Here is a 12,852-nt window from a genome sequence, read left to right as displayed (position 1 = left end):
ATGGAACAAATTGCCGGCCGATATTTCGCATGATAAATAAATATAATTCGCACACGAAATATCTACCGGCATGTTCCCGACCTCTCACTCCATTCTCTGCGCCGACGGCTTTGCGCTGGACGTTACGATTCACCGATCCGGACGGCCCGCCAAAGCGGTCGTTCAGATCAATCCCGCCACAGCCGTCACCGAACGCATGTATTTCCCGTTCGCCGGGCATCTCGCCGACGCTGGATTCGATGTCGTCACGTACAACTATCGCGGCATGCAACCGGGCGGGCCGCACCCGAAATCGCTCAGGGCAGGGTTTCTGACGTGGGCGGACCTCGATGTCGAAGCGGTGACCTGCTGGACTGCCGAGCGATACCCTTCCATGCCTCATCTGGCGATCGGCCATAGTTTCGGCGGGCACGCGATCGGCCTGGCCGAAAGCAGCCGGCTGCTTTCGGCAGCGGTCATGATCTGCTCTCACGCAGGTTGCCTGCGCTTCATCCGCCCCTGGCGCGAGCGTCTGCGGGTCGCGTTGCTTCTGAAGATCATGGGCCCGCTTTGCGCGCGCAGTCTGGGCTACATGCCGGGTCGCAAGTTCGGCATTGGAGAAAATCTCCCGGGGCAGGTCATGCTCGACTGGTCGCGCTGGACCAGCATGCCGAGGTATTTCTTCGACGATCCCGAGGCGCGGGCAGGCGAACGCTTTCGCCGCCCGAGCTTGCCCATCTTGTCGCTAGGCATCGACGACGACCCCTGGGCGCCTGCCGAAGCGATCGATCTGCTGACCGCTCATCTGACGCATTGCCGCGTGGAGCGCCGCCAACTCAGCCCGGCGGACAGCCGCGGGCAAGCGATCGGTCATCTCGGCTTCTTCAAGAAGCACCATGCCGATACGCTGTGGCCCGTCGTGACACAATGGCTCGAACAACATGCATCGAGTGAGAGTCATGCCGTCGGATCGTAGATATGTGTTTCTTCTGAATACGGCTCAACGAGCGTTGCAGCGTCACCTGGACCGGCAAGCCGCCGAAGAGACCGGGATCAGCGTGACGCACGCCGGCGCGCTGTTCGTGCTTCAACGGCAGGACGGCGCGCTCAGCGGCGAGGTCGCGGCGGCGTTGGATATCGCGGCGTCCGCCATGACCGGGCTCGCCGACCGGATGGTGAAGGCCGGCTTGATCGAGCGCTGCGCGGATGAGGCAGACGGGCGGCTCAGCCGCCTATGGCTCACGAAATCCGGCCGTGCCGCGGCGGCGCTCGCCAAGAAGCAGCTGGGTCCACTCAACGAAGTGCTGACTGCCGGGTTCGACGAGCATGAGCTCGACGTCGTATCCCGGTGGCTGGCTGCCGTGCGAGAGCGCTTCCCCGGCTAAGCCGGGCCAGCCGGGGAAGCGGAGCTTACTGCGCCGCGGTGTAGCGCTTCGCGGGGACGTTGCTGGACAGGTGCGCCGACATCGTCTGGCGCGCGGCCTCGTAGGCTTCCCATTCTTCCACTGCGTGCAGCGACGGGATGGTCACGAGTTCGCGGCGGTCGAAGCCGACCAGCGCCGCGTCGACCATGTCTTGCGCCGGCATGACGATCTCCTTGGGAAGGTTCTCGACCGGCAGGCCCCCGATCTGCCAGAAATCGGTTGCCGTGGCCCCCGGCAGGACGGCTTGCACCTGCACGCCCTTGCCGGCGAGTTCGTGATGCAGCGACTGGCTGAAGGCCAGCACGAAGGCCTTGCTGCCGCCATAGACGCCGTTGAGGATTTCCGGCGCGATCCCGACGATCGACGAGATATTGATGATCGCGCCCTTGCCGCGCGCCACGAAGCCCGGCGCCGCGGCGTAGGTGAGGCGCGTGAGCGCGGTGACGTTCAGGTCGATCATGCGGGTCATCGCGTCGACGTCGCTGTCGAGCAGCGGGCTGTGCGTGCCCACGCCGGCGTTGTTGACGAGCAGCGTGATGCTCGCGTCTTCCTTCAGCTTCGCTTCGACGGCGGCGACGCCGTTGCGGTCGGTGAGATCGGCGTCCACGATCTCGACGTTCTGGTGCGTTTCGTCGGTGATGCGGTTGGCCAGCGCCGCGAGGCGTTCGCGGCTGCGGGCGACGAGAATCAGGTCGTAGCCGCGGCGGGCCAGCCGGTCCGCGTAGATTGCGCCGATGCCCGACGATGCGCCCGTGATGAGGGCCGTGCCTTGATGTGCTTGCGTCATGATTTCACTCCGGTTCGAAGGTTTTCGGGGATTGCATGAGGGCATTCTGGCTTCGTTTGACGGCGGCGCAAATGACGTATATGGTAGTTATTCAGGACATGGCGTTGACGGAGGACGGATATGCATCGCGTCGGGTTTCTTTTGAGCGACGGCTTCCAGGTCATGGCGCTCGCCACGCAATCGGTTTTCGAATACGCGAATGCGACAGTGGGCGATATCGCGGCGAACGCCGCTGAGGCAGGCACCCCTGAGGCGGGCACCCTAAGGCGGGCCCCTCCCTTTTACAAGCTCGAGAATTTTTCGGTGGAAGGCGGCGAGGTGCGCTCGTCGCTGGGCATGACGGTCGGCACACGGCCGCTGAGCGCACGCCGCGATATCCATACGTGGATCGTGGCGGGCGTCAACGATCCGCTCGCGTCGCCGGCGCCCGCCGAATTACTGGCCTTCCTGCGCAAGGCGAGCGGGCGCGCCCGGCGCATCGCGGGGATCTGCACGGGCGGGTTCGTGCTGGCCGAAGCCGGGCTGCTCGCGCAACGGCGGGCCACCACGCACTGGGCGTTCGCGCGGGCGATGCAGCAGCGCTTTCCCGGCATCCACGTGGAAGACGACCGCATCTATATCGTCGATGGCCCGATCTGGACGTCGGCCGGGATGACGGCCGGCCTCGATCTGGCGCTGGCGATGGTGGAGAAGGACCTGGGCGCCGAAGTCGCGCGCTCGGTGGCGCACAAGCTGGTCATGCACCAGCGGCGCTCGGGCGGGCAGTCGCAGCATTCCGAAATGCTGGACCTTGCGCCGAAGTCGGACCGTATCCAGGACGCGCTGAACTACGCGCGCCAGCATTTGAGCCGCTCGTTGAGCGTCGAGGAACTGGCCGGGACGGCGCACCTGAGCCCGCGTCAGTTCAGCCGGGTGTTCACGCTGGAAACGGGCAAGTCGCCGGCCAAGGCGATCGAAGGGCTGCGGCTCGAAGCCGCGCGCCTCATGATCGAGCAAAGCCGGCATTCGCTCGACGTGATCGCGAGGGAAACGGGTTTTCGCGATCGCCGCCACATGCGCGAGGCCTTCATGCGCGGGTTCGGTCTGCCGCCGCAGGCGGTGCGGCGCGACGCGCGCAGTGCCGGTTAGCCTATGAAACCTTGATGACGACTTTGCCGAACGGTCCGCGGGCGAGATGCTGGTACGCTTCGCGCGCCTCTTCGAACGTGTAGACGTGGTCGATCACCGGGCGGATCTTCTTGTCGTTCAGGAAAACGTTCATCCGGTCGAACGACGAGCGCGGGGCGACCGCGATACCACGCAGCGTCGTCTGGCGGAAGATCAGCGGCATCAGGTTCAGTTGCGTCTCCTGTCCCGTGAGGAAGCCGATCTGAGCAATGCGTCCGCCCGCCTTGGTCGCGGCGATGGACTGATTGACGCCGTTTCCGCCCGCGACGTCAAGGAGCAGATCGACTCCCTTGCCGCCGGTGAGGCGAAGCACTTCCTGCTCCCACTGCGGCGTGACGCGATAGTTCACGACGTCCGAAGCGCCCAGCTTCTTGACGGCTTCGAGGTTGTCGTCGCGGCTCGACGTGGCGATGACTCTCGCGCCGAGCGCCGCCGCGATTTGAATCGTGAAGATCGATACGCCGCCCGTGCCTTGCACGAGCACGGATTGGCCCGGCTGAAGCTGGCCGAAGTCGACGAGCGAATACCAGGCGGTCAAGGCCGCGATAGGCAGGGTGGCCGCTTCCTCGTCGGACATGGCGTCGGGCGCGCGCACCGCGCTTTGCTCGTGAATGATCATGTACTCGGCGAGCCCGCCGGGCAGCGGCGAACCGAAGCTGTAGAGGGACTCGTCCGGGCCCGGCGCGCCGTCGAGCCAGCGCGAGTAGAGATGCGAGTTCACGCGATCGCCCGCTTTGAAGCGGGTGACGCCGTCGCCGATCGCGACGACCGTGCCGGCCGCGTCGCTCACCGGAATCAGCGGCTTGGGCACGAGGTGCGGCTCGTAGATGCCGTCGACGATGGCCTTGTCGCGGTAGTTCAGTGACACGGCGCCGACCTTCACCAGCAGTTCGCCGGCCTTGGGTTGCGGAGTCGGGGCTTCGCCCAGCACCAGATTGTCGAGACCAAAATCGTTGAGTAGCCAAGCCTTCATTTCACTGCTCCTGGATTCGAGGGGTTGCGCGCACTGCCGCGCTTCAGACGTATTGTTGAATCGGCGGCGCGGCGGATAAATTCGGCGGGCGAAACTAGACTGTTATCGTGCGGAGAAACAATCGCGCGTCGCAAAGACGTTGCGCTTCCAAGATCAAAAGAGGACCTCATGGAGTTGCTGCAGTCGATGAAGGTGTTCGCCAAGCTCGCGGAGCTGGGGAGCTTTACGAAAGTCGCGGACGCGATGGAGCTGGGACGTCCGCAAGTGACGCTGGTCATCAAGGAGCTCGAGGCCACCCTGGGTGCGCGCCTCTTTCACCGCACGACGCGCAAGGTCAACCTGACCGCGGAAGGCGAGAAGTTTTACGAGCGCGTCGAAGAGATCCTGGGGAATATCGCGGATGCCACCACGATGTTCGGCAGCCAGGGAGCCACGCCACGCGGACGGCTTCGCGTCGATATTCCCGCGGCCTTCGCGCAACTGAGCTTCATGGATGGCTTGAAGCGGTTCAGCCGGTCTTATCCGGAGCTCGACCTGATACTCGGCGTGACCGATCGCACGGTCGATCTCGTGGCCGAGGGCGTCGACTGTGCGCTGCGCATCGGCGATCTGCCCGATTCGAGCATGGTGGCGCGCAAGGTCGGCTCGGCCGTCATGGTGACGTGCGCGTCGCCCGAGTATTTGCGGGAGCATGGCGAGCCGGCGTCTGTCGGCGATCTGCAGGCGCACCGCGGCGTGCAATTCCTGTCCGGGTTCAGCAATCGGCCGCAGCCCTGGCGGTTCTCGGTGGATGGCGAGGACAAGGCCTGCCACTGCCGCGCCGCTATCCGCGTCAACGAGTCCAAGGCGTACGTGCAATGCGGCGTCGCCGGCTTCGGCATCATCCAGGCGCCGGGTGTTGCGGTGAGCGAGTATCTGGCGCGCGGCGCCTTGGTCGAAGTGCTCGCCGCGCATCGGCCGGCGCCGCGGCCGGTATCTGTCCTGTACCCGAGCCGGACCTTCGCCGCCCCTCGTACGCAAGCGTTCGTCGAGTGGCTGCGCAAGCACTTCGCGCGGATCGATCAGGCCTGGTTGGGATAGCCGTTCGCCGCGATCTTGATCCGGCTCATCGACGCCAGTGCGCCGAGGCTGATCGTTGCGGTCAGGATCAGATAGAGGCTCGGCGCGCTCTTGTCGCCGGTGACGCTCAAGAGCGCGGTGACGATCGCCGGCGTGAAGCCGCCGAAGATCGTCACGCCGACGTTGTAGCCGATCGAGAGGCCCGTCGAGCGCGTGGCCGGCGGAAAGACCTCCGACATCAGCGCAGGCAGCGCGCCGAAATAGATCGCCTTGAGCAGCGCGAACCAGCCGCAGAGCGCGAACAGCGCGAACGTCGAGATGTGGGTGACGGTGTAGGAAAACGCCGGATAGGCGGTGAGCACGAACAGGGCCGCGACAGCCGCCATCTGCTTGCGGCGCCCGATGCGGTCGGACAGATGCCCCGCGAAAGGCGTGACGAGCGTCAGGATCACGCCGCTCACCATCGTCGCGGCAAAGCCCATGGCGGCCGGCAGGTGCAGCTCGCGCATCGCGAAGGTCGGGATGTATTGCAGCAGGTATTGGACCGACGTCGACACCGTCAGCGCGCCAATCGACACCGCGAGCATGCGCTTCTGACGCGCGAACACTTCGCGCACCGGCGTTTGCGTGCGGACCTCGTCCGTGAAGCCGGGCGCGTCTTCGAGGAAGCCTCGCAGGTACAAGCCGACGGGGCCGATCAGCAGCCCGCAGAAGAACGGCACGCGCCAGCCCCAATCGGCGAGCGCGGCGGCCGGCAGCAGCTGCGCGAGCGCGAAGCCGAACGTCGCGGCCAGCAGCGTGGCGAGGCCTTGCGTCGCGAACTGCCAGCTCGCGACGAAACCGCGCCGGTGCGGCGCATGCTCGACGAGCATCGCCGTCGACGCGCCGAACTCGCCGCCCGCCGAGAAGCCCTGGATGAGCCGCGCCACGAATACGCCGACGGGCGCGAGCAAGCCGATGCGCGCATAGCCCGGCATCAGTGCGATCATGGCCGTGCCGAGCATCATCAGGCTGACCGACGCCATCAGCGCGGCCTTGCGCCCGCGCCGGTCGGCATACGCGCCCAGCACCATGCCGCCCAGCGGCCGCACCAGATACGATGCGCCGAATGTGCCGAACGTGAGCAGCATCGACGCCATTTCGTTCGACGCCGGAAAGAACTGCTTGCCGATGTACACCGCGAAGAACGCGTAGATCGCGATGTCGAACCACTCGAGCGCGTTGCCCACCGAGGTGGCGACGACGATTTGGACGAGCGTGAGGGGTGGTTTCGTGTGCGTGGCTGAGGCGGCTTGCGTGGCTTCGGTGGACATGGGCGGGCTCGCGTGGCTAGAGCAGTGCGGTGGAGGGATTCGATGGATGCGGCGCGGCGGCGCGCCGGGCGTTGCGCGAGGCGATGACGGCGCGGGCGTCTTCGCCGAGATCCCACCAGAGGCCCGCCATCACGCCGAGCGCTTCGCGGGCGACCGAACCGAGCAGGTGCTCGTTCGGTGCGTGCTGCGCGCAGGCGGGATAGGAGTGGGGCACCCAGAGTGTCGGCAGGCCGAGCGTTTCGGAGAAGACGTCGTTCGGCACCGTACCGCCCAGGTTGGGCAGAAGCGCCGGTTGCTTGCCGGTCGTCGCATGCAGCGATGCGAGCGCCCAGTGGACCCAGACGTCGTCGGGATCGAGCCGCGTCGCCGCCGAGACATGCGTGACCTTGACCTTCACTTCATGGAACCCGAGGCGCGCGAAATGCGCTTCGAGATGCTCGCCGATGCGCTCGCGCTCCGTGCCGACGACAAAACGCAGCTGGCACGTCGCTTTCGCCGACGGCGGAATCGCGTTGACGGGCGCGTCCGGATTGCCGGCCTTGAACGCGAGCACTTCGAGCGTGTTCCAGGCGATCACGCGCTCGGTCGGCGTGAGGCCGGGCTCGCCCCAGCCCGGATCGATCGCGGGGGCGTTCTCGTCACCGCCGAGCTCGATGTCGGCGAGCGCGCGGCGCACTGTCTCCGGGACCGGAGGCGGGCGCAGTCCCTCGACCAGGATCGCGCCGTTGCGGTCCACGAGGCTCGCGATCGCATGCGAGAGCACGATCGCCGGGTTGCGCAGCGCGCCGCCCCAATTGCCTGAGTGGTGGCCGCCTTCGCGCAGCTCCACCAGCAATTCGAACGTCGCGCCGCCGCGCGAGCCGAGGAACACCGTCGGCCGCTCCGCCGATACGCGCGGACCGTCGGAAGCAATGAATACGTCGGCCGCGAGCGCCTCGCGTTCGGCCGCGCAGACCTCGCCTAGGCCCGGCGAGCCGATCTCCTCGCCGGTTTCGAAAATGACCTTCACGTTGTAGCCGAGCTTGCCGTCGCGTGCGGCGAGCACGGCGGCGAGCGCGGCGAAATTGACCGAGTGCTGGCCCTTGTTGTCGGCCGAGCCGCGGCCGTACCAGCGGTCGCCGTCGATCGAGAGCGACCAGGGCGCGAGGCCGGCGCGCCATTGGCCGTCGTAGCCGCGGACGACGTCGCCGTGGCCGTAGGTGAGCACCGTCGGCAGGGACGCGTCCTCGATGCGTTCGGCCACGAGCAAGGGCGCGCGCCCGGCCGACGGGTTCGCCACGATGCGGCTCGTGAAGCCGAGGCGCGTGAGCGTCGGCGCGATTTCGTCGCTGAGGTAGGCGAGGAGCGCATCGGCCTGCGCGGGGTTCTGGCTCTCCGTGCGCAGCGCGACGCGGCGCTGCAGGTCGCTGAAGAATGCGCCTGAATCGTAGGCCTGCTGCGCCTGGTCGATGGCGAGCTGGCGGGTTGAGCGGGTTGAGCGGGTTGCGTTCACAAAAACTCCTGGATTGCGAATGGAACGTGAGGCGAGTCTAGGTGGGTCATAATTTCGCAACAATTTCAAAAATGGCACTTGGCCTTGCCGATTTGGCAACGCAGGAGGAACGCGCGTGTTGCATGGGATCGCTTTGCGCTATTTCGTCGAGGTGGCGCGCACCGGGTCGCTGGCGGCGGCCTCGGAAAACCTGCATGTCGCGGTATCCGCGATCAGCCGCCAGATCAGCAAGCTGGAGCAGGAAGTGGGCACGCCGCTCTTCGAGCGGCTGCCGCGCGGGATGGTGCTCACCGAGTCGGGCGAGTTGCTGGCCGCGCACGCGCGCCGCTCGCTGCTCGAAAGCGACGCGGTGCTGGGCGAGATGTCGGCGGCGCGAGCGCTCGGCGGAGGCGTCGTGAAGCTCGGCTGCACGGAAGGCTTCACGCGCGCGTTCCTGCCGCGCGTGATGGCCGATCACTACGCGAGCGCGCCGCAGGTCCGCTTCGTCTTGCGCTCGGGCACGCCGGCGCAAGTCGAGCATTGGGTGGAGATGGGCGAAGTCGATATCGGCATCGCGTTCGCGACGGGCGATGCGACCAGAGTGCGGGTGGAGCAGAGCATGGAGATGCCGGTCTGCGCGCTGCTGGCGCCTGCGCATCCACTGGCGGCGAAGGATGTGCTGGCCCTGGAAGATCTCAAGGCCTATCCGCTCGTGCTGCTCGAGCGCGGCACGACGGCGCGCCAGTTGTTCGACTGGTGCTGCTCGGCGCGGGGCCTCGCGATCGAGCCCGTCTTGAGCAGCAACAATTCGAGTGTGCTGCACGCGTTCGCTTCGCTCGCGGGCGCGATCACGCTCGGCAGCGCGCTCTCGCTGGTCGGGCTCGAAGATCATTCGTTGATCGCCAAGCGCATCGACGAGCCCGTCCTCAACCAGCGGATCCTATGGGTGATGACGATGCGCGAGCGGCGCCTGTCGCCGGCGATCAAGGGCGTGCTGGAGCGATTGAAGGCGGCGGTGTCGCAGGCGACGCTGTGACAGGGGCGCGTCGAGGCGCCGGGGTTGTGACATAAAGGGCGCGACGCGCGCCCTTTATGTCATGCGCGCTCGCTTGTCATACCGTTACTTCTTGGCTTCCGTCGTCACGGCGGCTTTCTCCGGGGCGCTCTTCTCCAGATTGAGCACGGCCGCATGGGCGCTCGACGCGAAGCAGTTGTCCGGGCCGGCCTTGGACTTGCAGGCTGCCGGCTTCGCGCTGTCATTCGAGCTGCTGTCATGCGAGCTGGTGTCGGCGGGAGACTCGCTCATCGCCTGGCCCAGCCCCTTGATCTCGACGACGGCCGGCCGCGCCTCCGGGACGATGTTCTGCTCCGCCATGTTCGCGGCCAGGCTCGTCGCCGCGGCGCTTCGTCCGTGCGCGAAATCGGCTTCCAATTCTTTGATGCGGCGCTGATACCACTCCTCGACGCACGCCTTGTCCTTGCAGTTGTGCTGACGCCATTGCCATTGCGCGACGCGGTCGGCTTCGATCGCCTCGGCGGAGGGGGCGGCGTCTTTGGCGTGCCGATAGACGATGGCGAGCTTGTCGTCGAGCGACGACAGGTCCGGATCGCTGCAGATCAGCTTTTCGGAGGCCGATCCGTTGTGCGGACATCGAAAGCTCACGGCGAACGCGCTGGGCGCCATCGCGCCCGCTGCGAGGAGCGCCAGCAAAAGCGACGCGGTTTTGCGCCGGAGCAGACGGACTGAGACTTTGTCGTGGTTAGCGACCATAGCAACCTCTCGTTGATAAGCCCAAGGGCGGAGCGACGCGCAGGGCGGCATGCCCGTCGAGGGGAGGTTGCGCGTCGGTATCCGACGGCAGTGAGATTAAGCCTCGGCACGCCGGCCGAAAGCCTCAATCTGTGGAGAGTTTTGGAGAGGTCTTACCAACTCTTGCGAAGCCCGTAAGATTGCGCCGCAGCGGCGTCATGGAGGCCGGCGGCCGGACCGCCGCGCGCATGTGTTTCCATCGCGAGCAGGGCGTGCGCGGGAATCGCGCCGGACCATAGATAGCCCTGGCCCATGTCGCAGCCGATGCCCGCAAGCCACTCGGCCAGCTCCCGCGTCTCGACGCCCTCGGCCACCACTTCGAGCCCCACGCCGTGAGCCATCGCGACGATGGCTTCCACGAGCACGCGGTTTTTCTGCGATCCGCTCGTCGGCTGCGTGAACGAGCGGTCGATCTTCAGCGTGGCGATGGGGAAGCGCGTGAGATAGCTGAGCGCCGAGTAGCCGGTGCCGAAATCGTCGATGGCGATGCGCACGCCCATCTGGCTCAGTGCGTTCAGCGTGCCGAGCGTCGCGGCGTGATTGACGAGCAGCAGCCCCTCGGTGATCTCGAGCTCGAGCCAATCGGGCCGGCAGCCCGTTTCCTGCAGGACCTGCTGCACGACGCCCGGCAGGTGGCTCACGTGAAACTGACTCGGCGACAAGTTGACGGCGATGTGCCGCGCTTCTTCTCCGCGTGCATTCCAGCGGGTGGCGACGCCGCACGCCTTGCGCATCACCTGCTCGGCGAGCGGCACGATGAGGCCGGTCTCCTCGGCGATGCCGATGAATTGCGACGGCGGTATCCAGCCGCGCTCGGGGTGCAGCCAGCGCAACAGCGCTTCCGCGCCGACGATACGGCCGGTCGCGAGGTCGATCTTGGGCTGGTAGTGGACGTCGAGCGCGTCGTGTGCGATGCCGCAGCGCAGGTCCGCTTCGAGGCGCAGGCGTTCGGCGGCGCGGTCGGTGATATCGCGTGTGTAGAACTGCACGTTGTTGCGCCCGGCCTCCTTGGCGCGATAGAGCGCGCTGTCGGCATAGCGCACGAGCTGCTCGGTGGCGTCGCCGTGGTCGGGATAGACAGAGATGCCGACGCTCGCCTGGACCACGAGCTCGCGGCCGTCGATCTGCACCGGAGCGGCCACGGCCGCAAGCACGCGGCCGGCGATGCCTTGGAGCTCCGCGGTCTCCTGCACCTGGGGCACGACGACGATGAACTCGTCGCCGCCGAGGCGGGCCACCGTGCCCGCGGCGCGCACGCTCGCCTCCAGCCGCCGCGCCACTTCGCACAGCAGCTGGTCGCCTGCGAGGTGGCCGAGCGTATCGTTGATCGTCTTGAAGCGGTCGAGATCCATCATCAGCACGCCGACCCGGCAACCTTGCCGGCCGGCCTCCTGCAGCGCTTGCGAGATGCACTCGTTGAACTGCGTGCGATTGGCGAGCCCGGTCAGTGCATCGAAGTACGCGAGCTGATGGATCTTGCTGCGGTATTCGTAGACTTCGGTCATGTCGCGCGCGACGGCGAGCAGGCTCGCCACGCTGCCGTCGGCGCCGAGCTCGGGGCGCAGCCGCGTGTGGAAGATGCGCTGGATGCCGTCCCGCCCGCGCGCTTTCCATTCGACGTCGGCCTCCTTGCCGGTCTCGATGGCCTGCCGGACCTCCGCGTGGTACATCTGCGGATCGCTCGAGAACGCGGAAATTCCCAGCACCGTCTTGCCGAGGAACGTTTCCGGCGGCTTGCCGGTGAAGCGTTCGTGGGCGCCGTTGACGTAGGTGCGGCGGCCTTCGCGATCGAAGCGGACGATGATGTCGGGCAGGTTCTCGGCGAGCGAGCGGAACTCGCGCTCGCGCGCGGCCAGGAGCTCCTCCATGCGTTTGCGCTCGGTGATGTCGCGGCCGTACACGAGCGCGCCTTTGATCTGCTGGTTCTCGTCGCGCTCGGCCACCATCTTGATGTGGTGCAGGCGCGGCTCCGCCGAGTCGGGCGCGCCGATCAGGACTTCGACGGTTTCCGCTTCGCCCGTGCGGATCACGCGCTCGAGCGTCTCGCGATAGCGGCGTTTTTCCGCATCGAGCTCGTTGCCCCAGCTGATGTCGTGCGAGCGCTGCCCGACGATCGGCGCCACGGGCACGTTCACGCGCTGCATCAGGTTGCGGTTCGCGAAGATGATGCGGCAGTCGCGGTCGTAGCGGACGATGTTGTCGGGGGAGCTTTCCGCCAGCAAGCGAAACTCCCCCTCTTGTGCGCGCAGCGACCTTTCCACGAGCTTGGTCTCGGTGATGTCGCGGCCGATGCACAGCGCGCCCGCCAGCCGTCCTCGCCAGTCGCGCTCGGGCACGAGCCGCACGTGATGAATCATCGTGCGGCCGTCGGCTGACGGCATGGTGAGCTCGAATTCCATCGGCTCGCCGGTGGCGAGAATCTGCGCAAGCGCTTGATGGTAGACGTCGAAGCGGCCGTCGGGATAGCGCTTGGGGGTCGCAATCTGCCCGACGAGGTCGTCCGTGGCGACGTGCAACGCTTCGGCCATGCTCGGGCTCACGTAGAGAAAGCGGCTATGGCGATCGTAGCGGCAGACGTACAGCGAGGCGTTTTCGGCAAGGTAGGAGAAACCTCGTTCGGAAGCGTGTCGATAGCGGCGGATTTTTAGCCACAGTAGAAATTGCCGGACGGTCCTGCGCATGGATGGGTCGTCTGCTTTATTTACCTTATCGACATGTATACGGCTCAGGCGTCGAGGCAGTACAGGGGGAGGCGTGTAGGGATGTCCTGATTTTTCTGTGGGCGATTGCGCGGCGATGTTCCGCGTGTTCCCCATTTCTTAATTGCCGATAGAGAAGGTAAGTAGTTATCCAAACGGAGGCCGCGTTT

The 12,852-nt window shown here is 66.3% G+C and carries 11 protein-coding genes; 5 read left to right on the top strand and 6 right to left on the bottom strand.

The genetic code is table 11. The features are described 5' to 3' along the window. The first annotated feature begins 70 nt into the window (after positions 1-70). Both FAZ69_RS13185 and FAZ69_RS13180 read left to right on the top strand, forming a co-directional pair. A complete protein-coding gene (locus FAZ69_RS13185; protein WP_136895121.1) occupies positions 71-955 on the top strand; it encodes an alpha/beta hydrolase family protein in 885 nt (294 codons plus the stop codon). Next, complete coding sequence (locus tag FAZ69_RS13180) at positions 939-1,364, top strand: MarR family winged helix-turn-helix transcriptional regulator (RefSeq protein WP_136895119.1); 426 nt, start codon at positions 939-941, stop codon at positions 1,362-1,364. The genes FAZ69_RS13185 and FAZ69_RS13180 overlap by 17 nt, the downstream gene beginning before the upstream one ends. Positions 1,365-1,389: 25 nt before the next feature. Here the strand turns inward: FAZ69_RS13180 and FAZ69_RS13175 are convergent, their stop codons facing one another. Further along, positions 1,390-2,190 (bottom strand): SDR family NAD(P)-dependent oxidoreductase, encoded by an 801-nt coding sequence (locus tag FAZ69_RS13175; protein WP_136895117.1) that lies wholly within the window; start codon positions 2,188-2,190, stop codon positions 1,390-1,392. Between the two features lie 120 nt (positions 2,191-2,310). Here FAZ69_RS13175 and FAZ69_RS13170 point away from each other — a divergent pair, with 120 nt between their 5' ends. Continuing rightward, positions 2,311-3,318, top strand: coding sequence for a GlxA family transcriptional regulator (locus FAZ69_RS13170; RefSeq protein ID WP_136895114.1), 1,008 nt, complete (start codon positions 2,311-2,313; stop codon positions 3,316-3,318). A gap of 1 nt (position 3,319) precedes the next feature. Here FAZ69_RS13170 and FAZ69_RS13165 read toward each other — a convergent pair whose 3' ends face one another. Further along, positions 3,320-4,330: a zinc-dependent alcohol dehydrogenase family protein gene (locus FAZ69_RS13165; protein ID WP_136895112.1), complete on the bottom strand. Its 1,011-nt coding sequence runs from the start codon at positions 4,328-4,330 to the stop codon at positions 3,320-3,322. A 168-nt stretch (positions 4,331-4,498) separates the two neighbouring features. Here FAZ69_RS13165 and FAZ69_RS13160 point away from each other — a divergent pair, with 168 nt between their 5' ends. Beyond that, entirely contained in the window at positions 4,499-5,410 is a 912-nt protein-coding gene (locus tag FAZ69_RS13160; protein ID WP_136895110.1) for a LysR family transcriptional regulator, read from the top strand. On the opposite strand, the gene FAZ69_RS13155 is transcribed toward FAZ69_RS13160, so the two are convergent. After that, positions 5,392-6,702 carry an MFS transporter gene (locus FAZ69_RS13155; RefSeq protein ID WP_136895108.1) on the bottom strand — a complete coding sequence of 437 codons (1,311 nt, stop codon included), beginning with the start codon at positions 6,700-6,702 and terminating at the stop codon, positions 5,392-5,394. The two genes, FAZ69_RS13160 and FAZ69_RS13155, sit on opposite strands and share 19 nt — an antisense overlap. 16 nt (positions 6,703-6,718) lie before the next feature. Further along, positions 6,719-8,194 carry a M20 family metallopeptidase gene (locus tag FAZ69_RS13150; protein WP_136895106.1) on the bottom strand — a complete coding sequence of 492 codons (1,476 nt, stop codon included), beginning with the start codon at positions 8,192-8,194 and terminating at the stop codon, positions 6,719-6,721. A gap of 115 nt (positions 8,195-8,309) precedes the next feature. On the opposite strand from FAZ69_RS13150, the gene FAZ69_RS13145 reads away from it, so the two are divergent. Further along, positions 8,310-9,209, top strand: coding sequence for a LysR family transcriptional regulator (locus FAZ69_RS13145; protein ID WP_136895104.1), 900 nt, complete (start codon positions 8,310-8,312; stop codon positions 9,207-9,209). Positions 9,210-9,293: 84 nt separating this feature from the next. Here the strand turns inward: FAZ69_RS13145 and FAZ69_RS13140 are convergent, their stop codons facing one another. Further along, a complete protein-coding gene (locus FAZ69_RS13140) occupies positions 9,294-9,995 on the bottom strand; it encodes a lysozyme inhibitor LprI family protein (RefSeq protein WP_136895102.1) in 702 nt (233 codons plus the stop codon). Between the two features lie 101 nt (positions 9,996-10,096). After that, positions 10,097-12,664 (bottom strand): sensor domain-containing protein, encoded by a 2,568-nt coding sequence (locus tag FAZ69_RS13135; protein WP_169708630.1) that lies wholly within the window; start codon positions 12,662-12,664, stop codon positions 10,097-10,099. Positions 12,665-12,852: the final 188 nt, after the last annotated feature.

The organism is Trinickia terrae (genome assembly GCF_005144415.1).
Taxonomy (GTDB): domain Bacteria; phylum Pseudomonadota; class Gammaproteobacteria; order Burkholderiales; family Burkholderiaceae; genus Trinickia_A; species Trinickia_A terrae.
This window is presented reverse-complemented; position numbering and strand designations above follow the sequence as displayed.